At 71.5% G+C, this 19,737-nt stretch carries 20 protein-coding genes; 5 read left to right on the top strand and 15 right to left on the bottom strand.

What is annotated here, in order from left to right; all coding sequences use genetic code 11:
* Window positions 1–59 precede the first annotated feature (59 nt).
* Window positions 60–947: a LysR family transcriptional regulator gene (locus Ae717Ps2_RS19685; protein WP_075312934.1), complete on the bottom strand. Its 888-nt coding sequence runs from the start codon at window positions 945–947 to the stop codon at window positions 60–62.
* A 79-nt stretch (window positions 948–1,026) separates the two neighbouring features.
* On the opposite strand from Ae717Ps2_RS19685, the gene Ae717Ps2_RS19680 reads away from it, so the two are divergent.
* The gene (locus tag Ae717Ps2_RS19680) at window positions 1,027–2,010 is read left to right on the top strand and encodes a 4,5-dihydroxyphthalate decarboxylase (RefSeq protein WP_139318959.1); all 984 of its coding nucleotides are present in this window, start codon (window positions 1,027–1,029) and stop codon (window positions 2,008–2,010) included.
* A 21-nt stretch (window positions 2,011–2,031) separates the two neighbouring features.
* On the top strand, window positions 2,032–2,589 hold the full coding sequence (locus Ae717Ps2_RS19675; RefSeq protein WP_075310838.1) for a GNAT family N-acetyltransferase: 558 nt from the start codon (window positions 2,032–2,034) through the stop codon (window positions 2,587–2,589).
* On the opposite strand, the gene Ae717Ps2_RS19670 is transcribed toward Ae717Ps2_RS19675, so the two are convergent.
* Window positions 2,497–3,360, bottom strand: coding sequence for a LysR family transcriptional regulator (locus tag Ae717Ps2_RS19670; RefSeq protein ID WP_075310840.1), 864 nt, complete (start codon window positions 3,358–3,360; stop codon window positions 2,497–2,499). The genes Ae717Ps2_RS19675 and Ae717Ps2_RS19670 overlap by 93 nt on opposite strands.
* A gap of 129 nt (window positions 3,361–3,489) precedes the next feature.
* Here Ae717Ps2_RS19670 and Ae717Ps2_RS19665 point away from each other — a divergent pair, with 129 nt between their 5' ends.
* Both Ae717Ps2_RS19665 and Ae717Ps2_RS19660 read left to right on the top strand, forming a co-directional pair.
* Window positions 3,490–4,446 (top strand): EamA family transporter, encoded by a 957-nt coding sequence (locus Ae717Ps2_RS19665; RefSeq protein ID WP_233147632.1) that lies wholly within the window; start codon window positions 3,490–3,492, stop codon window positions 4,444–4,446.
* Window positions 4,443–4,901 (top strand): VOC family protein, encoded by a 459-nt coding sequence (locus Ae717Ps2_RS19660; RefSeq protein ID WP_158071517.1) that lies wholly within the window; start codon window positions 4,443–4,445, stop codon window positions 4,899–4,901. The genes Ae717Ps2_RS19665 and Ae717Ps2_RS19660 overlap by 4 nt, the downstream gene beginning before the upstream one ends.
* Before the next feature lie 43 nt (window positions 4,902–4,944).
* Here Ae717Ps2_RS19660 and Ae717Ps2_RS19655 read toward each other — a convergent pair whose 3' ends face one another.
* The 13 genes from Ae717Ps2_RS19655 to Ae717Ps2_RS19595 form a co-directional block, all read right to left on the bottom strand.
* Window positions 4,945–5,916 (bottom strand): PDR/VanB family oxidoreductase, encoded by a 972-nt coding sequence (locus tag Ae717Ps2_RS19655; RefSeq protein ID WP_075310842.1) that lies wholly within the window; start codon window positions 5,914–5,916, stop codon window positions 4,945–4,947.
* Between the two features lie 213 nt (window positions 5,917–6,129).
* Entirely contained in the window at window positions 6,130–7,026 is an 897-nt protein-coding gene (locus Ae717Ps2_RS19650) for a fumarylacetoacetate hydrolase family protein (protein ID WP_075310844.1), read from the bottom strand.
* Between the two features lie 37 nt (window positions 7,027–7,063).
* Window positions 7,064–8,299 (bottom strand): FAD-dependent monooxygenase, encoded by a 1,236-nt coding sequence (locus tag Ae717Ps2_RS19645; RefSeq protein ID WP_075333704.1) that lies wholly within the window; start codon window positions 8,297–8,299, stop codon window positions 7,064–7,066.
* Entirely contained in the window at window positions 8,296–9,345 is a 1,050-nt protein-coding gene (locus tag Ae717Ps2_RS19640) for a cupin domain-containing protein (RefSeq protein WP_075310848.1), read from the bottom strand. The genes Ae717Ps2_RS19645 and Ae717Ps2_RS19640 overlap by 4 nt, the downstream gene beginning before the upstream one ends.
* Entirely contained in the window at window positions 9,342–10,685 is a 1,344-nt protein-coding gene (locus Ae717Ps2_RS19635; RefSeq protein ID WP_075310850.1) for an MFS transporter, read from the bottom strand. The genes Ae717Ps2_RS19640 and Ae717Ps2_RS19635 overlap by 4 nt, the downstream gene beginning before the upstream one ends.
* A 111-nt stretch (window positions 10,686–10,796) precedes the next feature.
* Window positions 10,797–11,915: an aromatic ring-hydroxylating dioxygenase subunit alpha gene (locus Ae717Ps2_RS19630; protein WP_075333703.1), complete on the bottom strand. Its 1,119-nt coding sequence runs from the start codon at window positions 11,913–11,915 to the stop codon at window positions 10,797–10,799.
* 102 nt (window positions 11,916–12,017) lie between these two features.
* Entirely contained in the window at window positions 12,018–12,947 is a 930-nt protein-coding gene (locus tag Ae717Ps2_RS19625; RefSeq protein ID WP_075310854.1) for a MarR family winged helix-turn-helix transcriptional regulator, read from the bottom strand.
* A 73-nt stretch (window positions 12,948–13,020) separates the two neighbouring features.
* The gene (locus Ae717Ps2_RS19620) at window positions 13,021–14,208 is read right to left on the bottom strand and encodes a cytochrome P450 (RefSeq protein WP_075333702.1); all 1,188 of its coding nucleotides are present in this window, start codon (window positions 14,206–14,208) and stop codon (window positions 13,021–13,023) included.
* Window positions 14,209–14,226: 18 nt separating this feature from the next.
* Window positions 14,227–14,940, bottom strand: coding sequence for a GntR family transcriptional regulator (locus Ae717Ps2_RS19615; RefSeq protein WP_075310858.1), 714 nt, complete (start codon window positions 14,938–14,940; stop codon window positions 14,227–14,229).
* 58 nt (window positions 14,941–14,998) lie between these two features.
* Window positions 14,999–15,895, bottom strand: a complete 897-nt coding sequence (locus Ae717Ps2_RS19610) for a VOC family protein (protein ID WP_083695170.1) — start codon at window positions 15,893–15,895, stop codon at window positions 14,999–15,001.
* A gap of 4 nt (window positions 15,896–15,899) precedes the next feature.
* Window positions 15,900–16,346, bottom strand: a complete 447-nt coding sequence (locus Ae717Ps2_RS19605; protein WP_020622364.1) for a cupin domain-containing protein — start codon at window positions 16,344–16,346, stop codon at window positions 15,900–15,902.
* Complete coding sequence (locus tag Ae717Ps2_RS19600; protein WP_075310860.1) at window positions 16,343–16,795, bottom strand: nuclear transport factor 2 family protein; 453 nt, start codon at window positions 16,793–16,795, stop codon at window positions 16,343–16,345. The genes Ae717Ps2_RS19605 and Ae717Ps2_RS19600 overlap by 4 nt, the downstream gene beginning before the upstream one ends.
* Window positions 16,796–16,875: 80 nt before the next feature.
* Window positions 16,876–18,507 carry a bifunctional 3-(3-hydroxy-phenyl)propionate/3-hydroxycinnamic acid hydroxylase gene (locus Ae717Ps2_RS19595; RefSeq protein WP_075334323.1) on the bottom strand — a complete coding sequence of 544 codons (1,632 nt, stop codon included), beginning with the start codon at window positions 18,505–18,507 and terminating at the stop codon, window positions 16,876–16,878.
* A gap of 197 nt (window positions 18,508–18,704) precedes the next feature.
* Between Ae717Ps2_RS19595 and Ae717Ps2_RS19590 the strand changes: the two genes are divergently transcribed.
* Window positions 18,705–19,571 (top strand): fumarylacetoacetate hydrolase family protein, encoded by an 867-nt coding sequence (locus Ae717Ps2_RS19590; RefSeq protein WP_075333701.1) that lies wholly within the window; start codon window positions 18,705–18,707, stop codon window positions 19,569–19,571.
* Window positions 19,572–19,737 lie beyond the last annotated feature (166 nt).

Genomic DNA, 19,737 nt, shown 5'->3' with positions numbered 1-19,737 from the left:
GATGAACTGGTGGAGGGGGCGCGCCACGGACGGTCATCGACGACACCGGCGGAGTCCTCTCAGCTCGCCTGCTCCCCACCCGGCGGCCGCCCCGCAGACCGGATCACCCACGAGCGCAGCGCCCGCGCCGCCGGCGATGTCGTTGCGCCGTACAGCACGCCGATCGTGGGGTGCGGGGTTGCGGGTACCACCTCGTGCACCCCGACGGCGGGGCCCGGCCGCGCGACGGCCGAGGCGGCCATCAGCGCGACCCCGAGGCCGGCGGCGACGAGGTCGCGGACCCCGTCGGGCGATGACGCCTCGAAACGGACCGGCAGGTCCACGCCGAGCCGGGTGGCGAGGCCGTCGAGGAGCTTCCGCAGCCCGCTGCCGACCGGCAGGGACACGAACGGCTCGCCGGCGAACTCCGTGAGCTCGCCGCCGTCCCGGTCCAGCGGTGTGAGGAGCACGAGCCGGTCCTCGGACAGGGGTGTGACGAGAATGCCCGCTGGCCGGTCGGGATGGACCGGGCCGAGCACGAGGTCCACCGCTCCGGCGGCCAGGTCGTCGAGCAGGGCGTCCATGAGCCCGGTGCGCAACGAGACCGTCACGCCCGGATGCCGGCCGATGAAGCCGGAGAGCACGGCGGGCAGGTCGAGGCCACCGAGCACACCGGTGGTCCCGACCGTGACCGAGCCGCGTACGACGTCGGCCATCTGCGCGGCCTCGTCGCGTGCGGCGGCCAGCTCGGCGAGGACCCGCCGGGCCCGCACCAGCAACAGCTCGCCCGCCTCGGTCGGCGTCACCCGTCGGGTGGTGCGCGCGAGCAGAGTGACGCCCAGCTCCGACTCGAGCCGTCGCACCTGGGCGGAGATCGCCGGCTGCGCCACGCGGAGGTCGTGGGCGGCCCGGGTGAACCCGCCGCACCGCACGACGGCCTCGAAGTACACGAGTTGCCGCAGCTCCACGGCACCGAGCATCAATCGCTATGGATCCCAGCGCAAGACTGTCTTGGACGTGGGCGGCACGGCGGCGCATCGTGAAGGCATGATCATCGTCGGGTCCATGCGCTACGACACGACCGCCGCCCTGTTCGACGGCACCGCGAGCCTCCCGGGGTACGACATCGAGATGCGGAGCGGGTCGGTCGTTCCCGAGGTGTTCGCCCGGATGATCCGCGACCGCGAGTTCGACATCGCCGAGCTCGGTCTCGGATTCCTGCTGCGGGTGCTCGAGGAGGAGCCGGGAGCCTTCGTCGCGGTCCCGGCGTTCCCCAACCGGGTGTTCCGGCACTCCTGCGTCTACGTCCACACCGGATCGGGCATCGAGACCCCGGCCGACCTGGTCGGGCGCACGATCGGCGAGTTCGGGATGTACTCGCAGGACTCCGGGGTGTGGGCCAAGGGGATCCTGGCCGACGAGTACGGGTTCGACCCGAGGCGCAACCGCTGGGTGATCGGCGGGCTGGACACCCCGATGGCACCCTTCGACTTCGTCCCGCAACGCCGACCCGAGGGCGTCGAGATCGTCGCGGAGTCCGAGAGGGCTCTCGGTGACCTGCTCGCCGCCGGTGAGATCGACGCGCTGTTCAGCGCGAACGTGCCCGCGAGCCATGCCGGGCCCGGGGTGCGGCGGCTCTTCGAGGACTACGTCCCGGTCGAGCAGGACTGGTACCGGCGCACCGGGCTGTTCCCGATGATGCACGCGGTCGTCGTGCGTACCGACAGCCTCGCCGCGCACCCCGACCTCGCCCGCGCCGCCTACCAGGGCTTCCTCGACGCCAAGAACCTCGCCCGGGACCACTATCTCGGCGCGGGACGACGGCTCTACCAGGTGCACACCATGCTGCCCTGGGCGAGCCGGCTGGCCGAGGACGACGTCGCCCTCATGGGCGAGGACTGGTGGCCCTACGGGATCGCCGCGAACCGCGCGGCCCTCGACACGTTCCTGCGCTACCAGCACGAGCAGGGACTGTCCGCACACCGCTTCACCGTCGACGAGGTCTTCGCGCCCGACCTCCTGGACACCTGAGCGGCCGTTACGCTCGACGGTGTGGGCTCCCGACGGATCCGCAGGGCGGAGGCACGCGACGTCGAGGACGTCGTGCGGCTTCGTGCGGAGATGTTCCGGGCGATGGAGGTCCCGCAGCACGATGCCACCGACTGGCAGGCCGCGGCGGCGGAGTGGTTCACGCGGCGGCTGGACGACCCGCGGGTCTGCATCATGGTCGTCGAGGTGGACGGTGCGGTCGTCGCGACCGCGATGGGCATCCTCCGGGAAGCACCCCCGTCTCCGCACTCGCCCGGCGGCGACGTGCTGGTCTGCAACGTGTGCACCGATCCCGGGGCCCGAGGGCGGGGGCACGGCCGCGCAGCGTTCGACGCCGTGTTCGCCTGGAGTCGCACCGTCGGTGCCGGCCGTGCGGAGCTGCTCGCTACCGAGGACGGGCGTCGGATGTACGAGAAGTCCGGGTTCCGCGCCTCCCGCTCCCCGGTGATGCGGGCGCCCCTGCTCAGCTCAGGACCTGCGGTGCAGTATCGCGATCAAGGCGCTCGTCAACGAGGGGCCGAGGGGATGCGTCGGCCCGGTGCTGACGAACAGCTGACGTGATATCCGGGGCTCGAGTGAGCGTGCCACGACGCTCGTCGGCATGTCGTGAGGTACGGCGACGGCGGGGGCGACACCGACCGTGATTCCCGCCGCGACCATGGCGAACATGGTTTCGAGGTCGCGGACGGTGTGCGCCGGCGCCCACCGTTCCCCGTGTTCCGCGTAGGCCTCTTCCAGTTGCGGTCCGCATGTGCCGCCGGGATCGGCGACGCCGGCCGCGACGAGATCGTCCAGACGAACCTCCGTGGCTCGGGCGAGCGGGTGTGTTCGCGGCAGGACGGCCAGGAACTCGTCCGCGGCTGACGAGCAGGTGCGGTCCGGTGTGGTGGGCCGCGTCGTCACCGCGACGTGGATCGTCCTTGCATCGAGCCAGCTCAGCAGTTCGTCGTCATCGCCCCGAGCGATGAGGACCTCTGCATCCGGATGAAGGGTCCGGAACTGGCGGGCTGCCTCCGGGACGAGGTGGAGCGCTGCACTGTGCACGGCCCCCACACGGATCGTCGCTGGGACGGGCTGCTCTCGCAGATCCTCGATGGCCCTGATGTGCTCGACTGCGCGACGGCCGTGTTCGACGACGCGGGTCCCGATCGCCGTCAACGCTGCCCCGTCCGGGCGGCGGGCGACGAGGGCATGACCGAGGTGGCGCTCAAGCGTGGCGATGTTCCGGCTCACTGCTGACTGTGTGAGCCCGACAGCTGCTGCCGCGCCGGTGAAGCTGCCGCGGTCGGCAATGGCGAGCAGGCATCGAAGGTTCACAAGGGTCAGATCCACCGCGTCATGCTGACAGCTCATGAGCGGTGTTCGAAGAAGTTGTTGGACTCATACTCACTGCTCGGGTCGTATGCGTATGTGCTGACCGACGGCAATTCGACCACCAGCCCCCGTGTTCTGGTCGGCCTGGTGGTGCTGTGGCTGTGCTGGGGGTCGTCGTTCCCGGCGATCCGGATCATGGTCGACACCCTTCCGCCGCTGCTCGGCACGGGGTCGATCTTCCTGACGGCGGGCCTCGGGCTGGCCATCGCGTTCCCGTCCACCATCCGTCGGGCCCGGCTCGGGCCGTCGGTGGTCGCCGCAGGCGTCGGTATCGGCCTGCTCGGAGCCCAGGGCGCCGTGGCCGTCGCAGAGCAACACGTCTATGCCAGCACCGCCGCGCTCATCGTCGCCGCCGTCCCGCTGTGGGTCGTGCTGTTCCGGGCCGTTCTCGGCGATCGGCCGGGGCTCGCGGCGGCGGGCCAGGTCGTCGTGGGACTCGTCGGAGTAGTGGCAGTCCTGTTCGCGGTACGCCCGGCACAGGGCGACCCATGGTCGGTCTGGCTACTTCTGGTCGTCGCAGCCTCGCTGTCCTGGGCCGCGGCCACGCTGTGGGCCTCCCGTTCGACGATGCTGCCCTCGCCCCGCGACGCGACCACGATCCAGCTCATCACCGGTGGTGCAGCACTCGTCGGCACGGGGCTGGCCTCGGGGGAGCTGTCGACGTTCGCACCGGACGACGTGTCCATCGCGTCCTGGGTGGCCCTCGGCTACCTCATCGTCGTCGACTCGTCGGCCGGGTTCGCGCTCTACAACTGGCTGCTGCGACGGGCACCCATCGGGCTCGTCAGCACCTACGCCTACGCGGTACCGCTCGTGGCCTACCTGATCGGGATCACCGTGCTCGGAGAGCCCTTCAGCATCCTCGCCCTGGCCGGTGCCGGCGCCGTCCTCCTGGCGGTCGCGGCCGAGATGGGTTCACCGAACCCCCCCACGACCGAGACCGAGGCGCGTGACGAGATGAGTGAATGCCGTCTACCGCCCTGGTCGGTGCCGGAGAGCGCCGCCTGGCCGGCGGCGGCCGCCGCGCGGATGATGGATCGGTGAGCTTCGAACTGCGCAGGACCGACCACACCGGGATCACGGTGTCCGATCTGGACCGGGCTGTGGCGTTCTGGTGCGACGTCCTCGGCGTCGAGGTGGAGCGACGTGCCCACCTCACGGGGACCTTCGCCGAGGACGTCGTCGGGGTGCCCGGTGCCGACATCCGGACCGCGATCATCCCGTTGCCCGGGCATCGCCTCGAGCTGCTGGAGTACGTCCGTCCGGGGCCCGCGACGGACCACGCCCCGGGCCCGGACACCCCTGGTGCGATGCACCTCGCGTTCGTGGTCGAGGACCTCGACGCCTTGCTCGCTCGTGTTGCGGAGGGTGGATGGGCCGCCCCGGGGCGGCCGCGGGAGATGGCTGATGGGCCGCGTGCGGGAACCCGGTTCGTCTACGTCCGCGACCCGGACGGGACCACGGTCGAGTTCATCGAGGAACCGCGGCCGGCCGCGTGAGCGCCCGTCTCGCCACCCGTGCGGCGCCGGTGACGAGCACTGTTCAGAGGTCGAGGACCAGGCGGCGGCACGCGGATCGTGAGACGCAGGGGAACATGACGTCGTTGGCCTCCTGCTCCTCCGGCGACAGGAGGGAGTCCCGGTGGTCGACCTCGCCGGCGAGGACCGGTGTCTTGCAGGTGCCGCACGTTCCCTCGCGACAGGAGTACATGACCTGGACGCCTGCCTGCTCGACGACGTCGAGGACGGACCGGTCGGGCGGGACGGTGAGGGTGATGCCGCTCGTTGCCAGCTCCACCTCGAAGGACTCGCCCGGTCCGGACCCGGCCGGGTCGACGACGTGCTTCGGAGCGAACCGTTCGACGTGCAGGACGCCGGCGGGCCACGCCGCGCAGCGGGCTTCCACCGCAGCGAGCAGGGACGCGGGCCCGCAGGCGTAGACGAGCGTGTCGGTCCTCGGAGTGCCGAGGATCGCTGTCAGATCGATCGGACCGACCTCGTCCTGAGGATGCAGCGCGACCGAAACCCCGGTGCGTTCCCGTAGCTCGTGCAGGAACGCCATCGAGGCGCGCGACCGTCCGCCGTAGTGCAACTCGACGGCCGCGTCAGCGGCCCGGGCTGCGGCCACCATCGGCAGGATCGGGGTGATGCCGATCCCGCCGGCGATGAAGACGTAGCGCGGGGCGGGCAGGAGGGCGAAGTTGTTGCGAGGGCCGCGCACCTCGATCCTGCTGCCCGGCTTCAGTTCGTCGTGGACGAACCGGGAGCCGCCGCGCCCGTCGGGATCGAGGAGCACCGCGATCCGCCACCGGTCGGTCTGCCGGACCGGCCCGCACAGTGAGTACTGACGGATCAGATCCGGCTGCAGCAGCAGGTCGATGTGGGCGCCGGCCTCCCAGGAGGGCAGGTCCGAACGGTCGGGGCGTTGCAGGGTCAGGACGGCGACGCCGTGTGCGCCCTCGTCGCGTGCGGTGACCTCCAGGGTCAGGGTGGTGTGCTCACCGGGGGGTGCCACTACGGGGCCTCCGTTCGCGGTCGAGTGGGGGATGGCGGGCAGCGCCCACCTCGGCGCCGCGGCCGAGCGGGACCGATCCGGCGGCGCCGGGCCTGCCGTCGGAGCAGCGGGTCCCGCGGGCTCCCGGATCGAGGGGCTCGCGCATGTCTCCTCGTTGCGGGGTCGTCGGTCGTGGTCCTGGAGCTCCGGGCCGTCGGACGGCTGCCGTGGTGCTCAGCGGGTGGGACGCTCCTGGACCGGGGTGAGTTCGGTCGGTGGCGTGGGGCCCGAGTCGCGGCCGAGGGTGGGGCAGGCGACCGCCCCCTTGTCGGTCACGGTGGCGCTCAGCCGCCCGACGCGGGTGATCTCGACCGTGACGACGTCGCCGTCGTGGACCTGCCCGACTCCGGCCGGGGTGCCGGTGGAGACGATGTCGCCCGGTTCGAGGACCATCACCGAGCTGACGTAGGCGATGAGCGCGGGGACACCCCAGATGAGATCGGCGAGGTCGGCGCGTTGGCGCAGCGTGCCGTTGACCCAGGTGTGCAGTTCCAGCTCGTCGAGGTCTCCGACCTCGTCGGGCGTGACGAGGTACGGCCCGCACGGTGTGAACGTGTCGAAGCTCTTGCGCACCGAACGGTCCTCCCCACCGCGCATGGTCATGTCCAGCAGGCAGGTGTATCCGGCGATGTGCTCATCGGCGTCGTCGACCGGGACGTGCGAGGCCCGGCGTCCGATGACCACCGCGAGCTCGCCCTCCTGGTCGAAGCGGCGGTCGTGGTAGGGCAGCTCGATCAGGCCGTCGTGGCCGATCAGGGAGCTCGGCGCCTTGAGGAAGACCCCGAGGGAGTCGATGTGGGAGGCCTGGCTCATCTCGACCTGGTGGTCGACGTAGTTGACCGGCGCAGCAACGATCTTGCTCGGGTCCGGCACGGGGGCGAGCAGCCGGGTGGGGTCCAGCTCCGGACCGCTGGGGCGCAGCGAGGCCGGGTCGGTCCCGGCGTCGAGGAGCCGCCGCAGCGGACTGCCGGGCCCTGCGGGGACCTGGTCGGTGACGTCGAGGGTGACGCCCTGGTGGGCCAGTCCGAGGCGGGTCGTGCCGGTGGCGTCGAGTACGGAGCAGAGCTTCACGGAGGCTCTCCGATCGGGAGGGAGACGGGTGGGCGGGTCAGGACGGGACGAGTCCGGGGTCGGGCTGTTGGAGGTAGAGCCAGTCGACGTCGCGGTAGTCGTCGTCGGCGCGGTCGCGCAGGACGCGGTTGCGCAGGGAGAGCGCGACCGGGTCGGTGAGGTGCCACATGTCTGCCCACGGGCGGGCCCGACGCTGGCAGGTGGTCACCCGGGCCAACCGCTTCTGTTCGTAGGCGGCCAGGGCCTTCTCCACGTCGTCGGAGTGTTCGCTCAGGCAGGTGGCCACGGTGTCGGCGTCCTCCAACGCCTGGCAAGCGCCCTGACCCAGCACCTGCAGCATCGGGTGTGCGGCGTCGCCGAGGAGTGCGATCCGCCCGGCGGCGATGTGGTCGAGCGGTTCGCGGTCGAACAGCGGCCAGTGTCGGGCTCGCGAGACCGAGGCGGCGCTGAGCCGCACCGCGTCCGTGGTCTCCGCGTACGCCGCGTCGAGCTCCTGGGGGGTGCCCCACTCGGTGTCGGGGACTCCCGCGGCGAAGCTGTCGCTGTGGAAGACCGCGACCTGGTTGTAGAGGGCGCCGGCGCGGACCGGGTACTGCATGAGGTGCAGCCGCGGCCCCACCCAGAGCACGATGTCGTTGGCGTCGACGTCGGTGGCGACGTCGCCGATGGGCATGGTCCCGCGGTAGGCCACGTACCCGGAGCAGACCGGTTCGTCGTCGACGAACAGACGACGTAGCCGCGAGTGCAGACCGTCGGCCGCGAGCACCGCGCGGGCGCGGTAGCTGCTCGAGTCCTCGCACGTGACCAGCACGTCGTCGTCGCCGGGGACGGCGTCGCGGACGGTCCGATCGTTCTCCAGCGTGACCCGGGGTTCGGCACGGCAGGCGTCGAGCAGGATCTGCAGCAGGTCACTGCGGTGCATGACCAGGTAGGGGAAGCCGTAGCGGGACCTGTAGGTCTCTCCCAGGGTCAGCCCGGTGAGCCGTTCGCCGGTCACGGCATCGCGCATCACGGCGCGTTCGGGGTGTACCGCGACCGCCTCGACGGCGTCGAGGACCCCGAGCCGGTGCATCACGCGGGTGGCGTTCGCCCCGAGCTGCAGGCCGGCCCCCACCTCGGCGAACTCGGAAGCCTGCTCGAGCAGGTGGACCGCTCGACCGCCGCGGGCGATCGCGAGCGCGGTGGCGAGGCCGCCGATGCCGCCACCGACCACGAGCGTGTCGACCTCCTTCGGGGGCCGCGGCGACGTGGTGGACGGTCCGATCGCAGTCATGGCTGCTCCTGTTCGCGGTAGAGCCCGAGTGCATGGAGCACGGGAGCGTCGCTGGTGGAGAACGCGTCGATGCGCTCGTGGGCGTGCAGGCTCCAGGGCACCCAGGACGGGATGGCCAGGATGTCTCCGGGGCCGAGGTCGAAGCGCTGCTCACCGACCTCGGCGACCCCGCTGCCGTGAAACACGGTCAGCACCCGGGAGCCCGTCTGGCGGATCCTCGGTGAGGAAGCCCCCTCGACGACGCGGTGGGCCTCGCAGCGCATGGTGGGCATGACGTCACGGCCGGTGGTGGGGTCGACGTAGGTCATCGTGGCCGCCCCTGCACCGGTGACGTCGAGACGTCGTGCCAGCGCGCGGTCGGTGTCGGCCCACCGGTAGGCCAGAAGCGGTGAGTGTCTCGTGGGGGTCGTGCGCTCTGCCGGCGGTGGAAGCAGACCGGGCGCGCCGTAGGAACGTTCCGACCGCGACACGGGATCGGTGAGGCGTTCGACGTCTTCCGAGGGACCTTCCTCGAAGAACACCGCCTCCAGTGCAGCGACCATCGGCAGGTCCAGGACGTCCATCCACAGCATCGGCTCGTCGCTGGGATTGTGATGTTCGTGGAAGGTCCAGCTCGGTGTCAGCACGAGGTCTCCGGCCGACATCGCCAGCGGATCCCCGTCCACGAGGGTCCACACACCGGAGCCCTCCAGGATGAACCGCAAGGCTGCAGGGGTGTGCCGATGCGCCGGGGCGACCTCGCGTGGACCCAGGTACTGCACCGCCGCCCACAGCGAGCTGACCGCGTAGGGCGCCCCGCCGAGCCCGGGATTGGCACAGGCCAGCACACGCCGGTCCCCGCCGCGGTCGATCCCGACCAGCTGGCCGGAGCGCTCGCCGAGGCTGCGGAGCTGCGCGGCCGACCACCGGTGGGGGACCGACGCCACGGTCGGTGTCGGGGTGAGCAGACCCTTGAGCTCCCACAGCGGCTGGAGGTGTTCGGTACTCAGATCGCTGTAGAGCTCGTCGAGCTCGGGGTCGGAGTGGGAGAACCGGCGGGTGCTCATGTGGCGACCTCCGGGGTCGTGTTCGGAGCCTCGGTGGACTCGGGGGCGGTGGTGAACTCCGGTGTGGTGGGAACGGCGAGCGCTGCCATCGAGAGCAGGGTGACGAGCCCCATGGCGGCCATGTAGACGGCGATGGGCAGGGAGGAGTCGTAGGTGGCGAACAGCGCCGTCGCGGCCAGTGGGGCGATCGCGCCGCCGAGCACGCTGCCGACCTGGTACGCCGTCGAGGTTCCGCTGTAGCGCACCCGGGCCGGGAACACGTCGGCGATCAACGCGGCCTGCGGTCCGGCCATCGCAGCGATGGACGAGGTGGCCACGACGATGCCGACCGCCATCAGCACGGGCTGTGCGGTGTCGATCAGCAGGAAGAACGGGACCGCCCAGACCGTGGCCAGCGCGGCACCCACGAGGAAGACCGGCTTGCGGCCGACCCGGTCGGCGAGGACCGCGGACGCCCAGATCACGGCCATCCAGCTCGTGCTCCCGATGACGATCAGCGTCAGCATCGTGGGCTGCGACAGCTCCAGGGTGCTCGTGCCGTAACCGAGCAGATAGACCAGCACCAGGTAGCCCAGCGCGGGCGCGGCGATGCTCGCGCCGCTGGTCAGCAGCAGCCGGCGGGGGTGGTCGCGCAGCACCTCGACGACCGGTCGACGGGCGACCTCGCCGCGGGTGCGCACGGCCTCGAACTCCGGCGACTCGCTGATCCGCAGCCGGATGAGCAGCCCGACCATGACCAGGGCCGCGGAGATCAGGAACGGGATGCGCCACCCCCACGCCAGGAACGCCTCCGGCGAGATCGCCAGGCTGAGCAGCAGGAACACGACGTTCGCGGCGATGATGCCGGCCGGGAGGCCCATCTGCGGGAACGAGCCGTAGAGGGTCCGCTTGCCGGGGGGTGCGTGCTCGACGGCCATGAGCACCGCGCCGCCCCACTCGCCGCCGACGCCCACGCCCTGGGCGAAACGCAGCACGACCAGCAGGATCGGCGCCCAGATGCCGATCGTGGCGTAGGTCGGCAGGACGCCGATGAGGAATGTGGCGACGCCCATCAGCACCAGCGAGAACACCAGCAGCTGCTTGCGCCCGACGCGGTCGCCGAAGTGCCCGATGATGATGCCGCCGACCGGACGCGCGATGAACCCCACCGCCAGCGTCGAGTAGGCGGCGAGGGTTGCTGCCAGCGGGGAGGCCGACGGGAAGAACTGCGGGCCCAGGACCAGCGCGGCCGCCGTGGCGTAGATGAAGAAGTCGTACCACTCGATCGCGGTTCCGATGAAGCTCGCTCGGGCGACCCGTCGTGCGCGGGTTGCGCGGGTCTCGGTGGGGGTGAGCGCCACTGCTCAATCCTTCCGTGTACGTAGTAAAAGATGGCCAGCGTGCGGCCGAAGCGTGGAGTCGAGCGCGTGAGGTGGTGCGTGGGCGGACGGCGAGGTGCGTGCGGGTGCGGCTCAGCCCGACAGGATCGTGGCGCGCTCGGTCCAGGCCCGGGCGGCGGCGCGGGTGGCGGTGTCGGTGAACCGGTCCTGGGGACGGGCGCCCGCGGCGGCGCCTTCGGCGGCGAGCAGCTTCTCCAGGATGCGGCGGGACCGGAGCGGGCCGGCGTCGACCTTGATGTTCAGCTCGAGCGGGTAGGACGGCTCCCAGGCGGCGATGATGTGCTCGATCGCTTCGCAGGCAGCGATGTCCTGCTCGAAGACCCCGGCGACGGCCGAGAGGGTGTAGTCGGTGACCGAATCGTCGCCGACGGCGTAGTCGCGGCTGACCGACCAGAAGTAGTGGGTCGTGGTGCGGGTCTCGGGCGTGATGGCGTGCATGGTCTTCTGTCGGCACATCCGGGAGTCGTCCGGGTCTCCGGAGGGCTTCACCGTGGTGGTGGTGATGTGGAAGGCGGGGGCGAAGAACTCGGCGATCTGCTGGCGGTCGATCGGGGAGTCGATGCCGGTCACGCGGGTGAAGAACGGCGGGCAGGAGACCCCGGCCATCTCGCGGCGCACGGTGACGGTGTGGTCGTCCCACGTGGTCGTGATCGGCAGTTCGGCGATCTCGGGGGAGCCGATGGACTCCGGGTGCAGGAAGCTCAGGTGCGACAGGTCGAGCAGGTTCTCGTTGAGCAGCTGTGCCCGGGCATCCATGTGCAGGGTTCCGGCTGCGGTGCTCCACCCGTCGGCGGTGTACCAGTGGTGGTCGGGGATCTGCGCTGGTCGTGCCTGGTCGGGGTCGCCCATCCAGATCCAGACCAGCCCGTCGCCCTCGACGAGGGGGAAGGTCTGCACCCGGACCTTGTCCGAGACTCGGGTGGAGCCGGGGATCCGCACGCAGGCGCCGGTCGGGGTGTAGGTCAGGCCGTGGTAGCCGCACTCCACGTTGTCGCCACGCAGGCGACCCAGCGACAGCGGCATCTGCCGGTGCACGCAGCGGTCGACCATCGCGACGGGGGTTCCGTCCTGGGTGCGATACAGCAGGACCGGGTCACCGAGCAGGAACCGGGGCAGCATCCGGCCCTGCTCGATCTCGGCACTACGGGCTGCCACGTACCAGGCGTTGCGGGGGAACTCGTCGGGATACATGGAGGGCCTCGATTCTTCGGCCGCGTCGCCGAAATGTTCCGTGTACGTCCTAATCGAGGACGGTAGGGCAGTTGAGGTGCGTCGTCAACGGGGCCCGAGGGGTCAGGCGGCGGAAGGGGGGCCCGAGGGCTCTCGCCTGTAGGCGACGGCGCCGAGGTTGTCGAGCAGGCGTCCGCGGGACGACACGGGGAGGAGGTCGAACAGAGCTGCCTGAACGTCGGCGGCACGACGCGTGATGTCGGGGAGCTCGCGTCGCCCGGCCGGTGACAACCGCAGGGCCTTGCGGCGCCGGTCGTGGACGTCGGTCGCAGCGGTGACCAGTCGGGCTGCGGTCAGTCGCTCGACGATCTCCGTGGTCGAGGTGCGGTCGAGTGCCGCGGCCTCGCCGAGCGTGGACTGGTCGGCCGGTTCGTGGTGGGCCAGGGCGCAGAGCAAGGCGTACTGAGGACCGGTGAGACTGCCGCCGAACGTGTGGGTCCATCGCGCGACGTAGGCCTGCTGGGCACGGCGGATCAGGTGTCCCGGGGTGGTCGCCAGATCCAGCCCGGCGGCGACGTCGTCCTCGACCCGCGGCGGTGGGTCGCCCTCGTAGGCCAGGAGGGCCAGGTCGGTCACCAGCTCGCGGCGGCGGTCGGCGCTCAGGGGCGCCAGCAGGTCGCGCTGTACCCGAGCGGCCGCGGTGGTCAGAGAGGTCAACGCCACCCGTGCGGGTGGGCTCAGGTGCAGCACCTTGCGGCGGCGGTCGTCGGGATCGGGGCCCGCGGTCAGCCATCCCCGTCGCACCAGGCGGCGCACGATGTCGGTGGTGGTGGACTTGTCCAGCGAGGCCAGCTGCCCGAGGGTCTTCTGGTCGAGACCGGGGCGCCGCGCCGTGCCGGACAGGACGGCGAACTGCGGTCCGGTCGGTTCGGGACCGACGTGTTCGACCCAGAGCAGATTGTGCTCACGCTGCGCCCTGCGGATGAGGTGCCCCGGGGTGCGGGCGAGATCGAGCGTGGGTGGGCTGCCGGGCGCGCCACTGCTCGCACTCATGTGGACAGTGTGACACCCGGGGCGGACGCGCTGGTGCGACGCGCCTCTCCTGGTCGGCCGCCCGGCGGACGACTCAGTGGAACCGGATCGGGAGGCTGGCGAGGGCGAGGGCGTCGCCCCGCCCCTTCCGGCACACCTCGCCGTCCAGGGCGAGCGACCTCCCGCTGTCCAACACGACATCGAGGGCGACCGACAGCTCTCGACGGGCCATCTGGGCGCCGAGGCAGAAGTGGATGCCGGAGCCGAAGGCCAGGTGCCGGTTGGGGCGGCGGTCGAGCCGACAGGTCTCCGGGGCGTCGAAGCGGTCCTCGTCGCGGTTCGCCGAGGAGAAGGACAGGCCGACGACCTCCCCGGCGGACATCGGGCAGCCCTGGAACTCCGTGTCCGACGCCGCGTTGCGCGCGAAGATGCTGACGGGGGAGGAGAGCCGCAGGAACTCCTCCACGGCCGACGGGACCAGCGCGCGATCCTCCCGGAGGCGTTCGAGGTCGGCGGGGTGCCGGGCGAGGTGCCAGAGGGAGTAGGACAGGGCGGCGGCCGTGGTCTCGTGTCCGGCGACGAGCACCAGCATGGTGAACCCGCGGATCTGGTCCTCGGTGAGCCTGCGGCCCTCGACCTCGCTGTCCAGCAGGAGGCTGATGAGGTCGTCGGACCGGTTCTCCCGCCGGGCGGCGATCAGCCCGTCGATGTAGTCGCGGAACTCGGCGCCGGCGCGGGCGGCGTCCTCGTGGTCGCGCACGCTGCCTTCGAACGAGCGGCGCACCAGGTCGACCCAGAGCGACTTGTCTTCGTCCGGCAGACCGATGAACAGGGCCAGTGCGCCGCTGGTCAGCGGCGCGGCGAAGGCGGTGGCCAGATCTCCGCCGCCTGCGGCCAGCAGGGGGTCGAGCAGCTGCTCGGCCAGGCCGCGGATCTCACCGGTCAGGGCGTTGACGCGGCGTGGGGAGAACACGGGGGCGACGAGCTGCCGGTAGACGGTGTGCTCGGGCGGGTCGTACTCGAGCGGGAGGAACGCGAACGACCGCTGCATGCCCGACGGGATGAGCAGGGTGCCGGGGACGGCGGAGGTGAACCTCGACCAGTCGGCGGCAGCGGCGACGATGTCGTCGTAGCGGGTGATCAGCCAGAAGCCGCCGTAGCGGTTGCTGTGGCTGACCGGCCGGTCGCGGCGCAGGTGCTGGTAGGTGGGCCACGGGTCGGCGACGAACGCTGGATCGTGGTGGTCCAGCTCGTCGTCGGACAGTCCTGGCAGCGTCGACATGGGTGTCCTCGTCGGTACTCAGAGTTCCTGGGTGCTGGTCTCCGCGGCCTCGCCCGGGTCGGGGGTCAACCCGCTGGCCAGGACGATGGCCGTCGTCGTCTCGTAGTGGGCACGGAGCGCCTCCAGCGCTGCCGGCACGTCCCGGGCGAGAGCCGCGTCGACGATGCGCCGGTGTTCCTCGTCGACGTCCCGCTTCCCGCCCGACGCCGGCGCGCTCCAGCGGCGGTACAGCTCCATCGTGTCCGACAGCTGCTCGCAGAAGTCGGTGAGCAGGGGGAACCCGCTCCCGGCGATGAGTGTGTGGTGGAAGGCCCGGTGGGCCGCGGACCAGTCGTCGGTCATCAGATCGGGGTTGTCCGGCGCGCGGCGCGGGGTGCGGGTGAGGCGGTGGTGGGCGGCGAGCACCTCGGACTCCCAGCGCAGATCGCCGCGCTCGATCGCCAACCGCAGGGCGAGGCTCTCGTTGACCACGCGCAGCTCCGTGAGGTCGCCGAGCTCGCGGCGGGACAGGGACACGACCCGGAAACCCTGGTTGTGCGAGCTGGTCACCAGACGCTGCTCGGTCAGCCGGGTCAGCGCTTCCCGCACGACCCCCACACTGACGTCGAACTCCTGCCGCAGCTCCGCGGGCTTGAGCCGGTGCCCGGGCGGCAGCCTGCCGTCGAGCACGGCTCGGCGGAGGCGTTGGTAGACGTCCAGGCCGAGGGTCTCGGCCCCTCCTCGACGGGCCATTGTCAGGGAGCCCCTCGTCCGTCCGGCCGCCGCGGGCCGCGGCGTCGCGCCGAGCGGATCATCGGACCGGCCGGGGCAACGGACGGTGACCCCAGGCGCTGATGTGGTCGTAGTGGTCCTCCGCCCAGTCCTCGCCGACCTCGACGGCGCCCCACCCGAACTCGTAGTCGAATCCGCTCGGAGTCGTCGCGTAGAAGGAGAACATCCGATCGTTGGGATGGCGCCCGAGGCTCCGGTTGATCGTCAGGTCCGCGTCGATCGCACGGTCGAACGCCATGCCCACGGCGTCGAGGGAGTTGGCCTGGACCATGAAGTGCAGCAGCTTCTTCGGGTAGGTGGAGCGGGCAGGGCGCTGCACGAGTGCGATGCTGTGGTGTCGCCGGTTGCAGTGCAGGAAGGCGGCGTGGGAGACGCCGTTGGGGGTCTCCTGCCCCGACGTGTCGGACACGCGGAACGGCAGCACCCCCGTCCAGAACCTCAGCGCGTCGTCCAGATCGTCGACCATGAAGACCGCGTGCCCCAGCCCCTGCGCTCCGGTGAGGAACCCGCCGGGCACCAGCGGGGCGGCCAGGGGGTCCCGGGAGTGGTACGGCGCGCTCACGAGCTCGACGGTGATCCCGCCCGGCGCGGTGAAGGTGTACAGCCGCTTGACCCGCCGGTCTCGCGCCTCCTGCTCGTCGCACTCGCGCACGGGCACACCGGCGGCCGTCACCCGGTCGAGGATCTGCTGCAGCACCTGGCCGTTGAGGGCCGTCAGCCCGACGGCGACGACGTCGTCGGCGGGTCCCCGCCGGACGAGGAAGCGCTGCTGGAGCTCGTCCATCCGCACCCGCAGGGCGTCCTCGGAGGGAGCGCCGTCGACGGACATGCCGAGGGTCCTCGTCGTGAACTCCGACCAGGCGTCGAGGTCGGACACCTCGAGCACGAGGTAGCCCAGCTGTAGGTCCTGGTGCACGGTGCTACTCCTTGTTCTGTCGGGGCTGCAGGGACGGTGACCGGTCGGCGTGCTCGGCGTCCTGGTAGGCGGTGAGGGCGCGGTAGTCGTCGCGGACGGGCGCGAAGATGTCGATGTTGAGGACCCGCTCGTCGCCGACGGGTTGGGCGCCGTGCGGGACGTCGCCGGGAATGTGCAGCACCGCGGGCGCCTCCAGGACGTAGACCTCGTCCCCGACGAAGAACTCCAGCGTGCCGCTGAGCACGAAGCTGAGTTGGTCGAACGGGTGCGAGTGCTGGCCGGAGCTGCGGAACCCGGGCTCGAACCAGTTGATCGTCACCAGCGATCCGTCGCTGCGGATCCCCGAGCGGGAGAGCCCCGGCGTGAGCAGCTCCACGGGCATCTGATCGAACCGATAGGCCTTCGGCCGCCCGGGCAGGGGACCGGCACCCGGCGTGTGCTCCGTGGTCATCGGGCCGCCTCACGGTCCGGGTCGGTGAAGACCCGTTCGATCGAGCGGGACGCGAACAGCCACCGATCGCCCTCCCGGGCGTAGACGTCGGTGTAGTCGAGCACGAGCATGGGCCAGCTCGGGCCCGTGCCCTCGCCGTCGTGGCGGTAGAGCAGCGTCATCAGGGTGCCGCCGACGGTGCCGTCCTCGCCGGACCGCAGCCGGAGGTTGGTGTGCACGTGCCGGGAGGTCCGTTCGGTGAGGGTCGCGCGCCGGTCGGCCCAGCGCTGCAGGGCGGCCCGTCCGACCAGGGGGTCACCGAGGCCGAGCAGCTGGCCCTCGTCGGTGTAGAGCTCGGGGAGAAGCCGGGGATCGCCGTGGTCGAGGACCCAGGCGTGCTCGGCGACGAGCTCCTCGATCCCGGCCCTGACCTCCGCGGTCACCCGGTTCGGCTCGTTGGTCACGGTCATGTGCGTGCTCCTTCCGCCGCGAGGACGATCGTGCCGAGGTGTCTGCCGCTCTCCGTGCGCCGATGCGCCGACGCCCGCCTTCACGCGACCACCGTCCGATCGTCGACCGCGCGCGTCGCGGGCGTGGGGTAGTAGCGGGCGAGGGCGTCGGCGACCGCCGGGGTGTCGGCTGCGGTGAAGTCGGCGGCGACGTAGCGGTCCGGGCGCACGAGCAGGTACCTGGTTGTTCCGCCCGGAGCGGGGCCGAGGTGCAGGGCGGGCTGTTGTTCCGCGACGACGGTGCCGTCGGGCCGCCGGCGCGGGATCCGCCCGCGTGGCAACACGACCACGACCGTGGCCTCGATGCGGGCGGCGAGCCGGTGCACGGGATCGGGGACCGCGGCCGACTGGGCGTCGGTCAGGACGACCAGTGCCCAGCCGGCGCCCAGCGCGTCGTCGAGCAGACCGATGGCGCCCGCCTCGTCGATGACCGGGCCCTGCGGCAGGGGCGAACCGACGAGCGAGCCCTCGGCGGGCCCGACGGCGGGCACGGCCACACCCCGGGACACGTCCGGGCGAGGCACGAACCGCAGTTCGGTGACGTGGCGGTGCACCGGCGGGACCAGCCGCAGCGCGCGCAGGAGGAGGTCTCGCACCGTGGCGCGGCGGGGCCGACCGGTCATCACGAGCGCGCCGAGGCGGTGCGAGAAACGGACCATCGCGGTCGCGTGCGGCCGCCGTTCGGTCTTGTAGCTGTCCAGCACCCCGTCCGTGGCCCGGCCCGCCACCACGGCGGAGAGCTTCCAGCTCAGGTTGCGGACGTCCCGGATGCCGGTGTTGAGGCCCTGACCGGCGAACGGCGGCATGAGGTGCGCCGCGTCGCCCGCGAGGAAGACGCGGCCGACCCGCCAGCGCTCGGCGACGAGCTGGCGGGCGACGTACACCGCCGCGCGCCGCACCTGGTCGGGCCGCACCGTGCGGAACGGCGCCACCAGCTCGGCGACGAACTCCGGCCGCAGGACCTCCTCGGCGCGCTCGCCCGGCAGGAGCATGAACTCGTACCGGCAGCGTCCGCCGCTGCCGGGGACGACGACGTGTGGACGACGCGGATCGCAGTGGAACTCGGTGTCGCCGTGGTCCCGGGGGTCGTCGACGAGGTCCAGGACGATCCAGGGGTGCTTCTGGCTCGACCCGGTCATCCGGACGCCGAGCGAGGCGCGCACCAGGCTCTTCCCGCCGTCGCACCCGACGACGTACCGGGCGCGCAGGGTCCGGAGCCCCGACGGGCCATCGAGGGTCACGTCCACGCCGTCCGCGTCCTGGGTCAGCGCGGTCGCGGCACAGCCGTACTCGAGTGACGCCGTCGGGGCGTCCTCGACCGCCCTGCGGTAGACCTGGACGTATCCGGGCTGGTCGAACAGCGTCTTGACCGGGAAGCCCTGACGCATCACGGCGGGCTGGGTGCGGACCAGCAGCTGACCGCGCGCGCCGTAGTAGCGCGAACCGGACACCCACACGAGGTCCGGCCGGAGGTCGTCGACGAGTCCGAGGGCGTGCGCGGTGCGCAACGACTCGTCCGCCAACGCGATCGCCCGGGGCTCGTCGACGGGGTCGGTGGCAGCGTCGACGACGTGGACCCGGGTGCCGTCCGCGGCGAGCAGCGCGGCGAGGGTCAGGCCGGTCGGGCCGGCACCGACGACCAGGACGTCGACCTCTCGGTCCGGCGGCGTCATCGACACGCGATCCCTCCTCCGCCCGATCCGACGGTGGCCGGGCCGCCCCATGAAGCCACTCAGGAGTCGAATCGTCAAGTACAGAAATGAGTCTTGCCAAGAGAGTCGACTCTTGTACGGTGGGGTCGCCACAGCGGAGTGGCCGGCAGACCGGCATCCGGTTCCGGCCCGTGGCCGAGGACGCGGAAGGAGCTCACGTGCGGTTGGTGTCCTACATGTCGGAGGGCTCGGACGAGCCACGGTTCGGCCGGGTCGTGACCGACGGCGCGGTCGACGGCGTGGTCGACGGAGTCACCGCGACGGACGGGCGGTTCCGGTCCGTGCGCGAGGTCCTGGCTGCGGGAGCGCTCCCGGAGCTGGCTGCTGCCACCCAGGGGCGTGCCGCCGACCTGCCGATCGGGTCGGTCAGGTTGCTGCCGCCCGTCCCGGATCCTTCGAAGATCATCTGTGCCGGGGGCAACTACCGGTCGCACCTGGACGAGACCCGGCGTCCGGACAACGCCTACCCCACGTTGTTCTCCCGCTTCCCCGACACGCAGATCGGGCACGACCAGCCCGCCGTGCGGCCGGCGGAGACGAGCCGGTTCGACTACGAGGGTGAGCTCGCCGTCGTGATCGGTGCGCGGGCGGACCACGTGCCCGAGGCCGACGCCGCGCAGGTGGTGGCCGGCTACTCCTGCTACGACGATCTCAGCGTCCGCGACTGGCAGCGCCACACCAGCCAGTTCCTTCCCGGCAAGAACTTCCGGGCCACCGGTGGCTTCGGCCCCTGGCTGGTCACGGCGGACGAGATCGACGACATCTCCGCCGCCACGTTGCGGACCCGGGTCAACGGCGAGCTGCGCCAGGAGGCCTCGATCAGTCAGCTGATCTTCGGCATTCCGGAGCTGATCGCCTACATCACCACGTTCACCGTGCTGGCTCCCGGGGACGTCATCGTCACCGGCACGCCGGGCGGCGTCGGCCTGTTCCGGGACCCGCCGGTCTTCCTGACCGACGGGGACCTCGTCGAGGTCGAGATCACCGGGATCGGCCGGCTCGTGAACCCGGTGGTGGCGGGCTGAGTCCCGGACGGCCACGGCAGGTGCGCTGACCGGCATCGCGGTCGGGGTGGAACCCCGACCGCGAATCGGTGGTTCGCACCATTCACAAGAACGGGCCGGATCTGCGCACGAATTTGCATCCATCGCAGTCTGGAGTTGCTCTCGGTCCGTGCGCGAGTATCGGAAC

Source organism: Pseudonocardia sp. Ae717_Ps2 (genome assembly GCF_001932475.1).
Taxonomy (GTDB): domain Bacteria; phylum Actinomycetota; class Actinomycetes; order Mycobacteriales; family Pseudonocardiaceae; genus Pseudonocardia.
The sequence above is the reverse complement of the archived record's forward strand: the minus strand, read 5'-3'. Positions and strand labels throughout refer to the sequence as shown.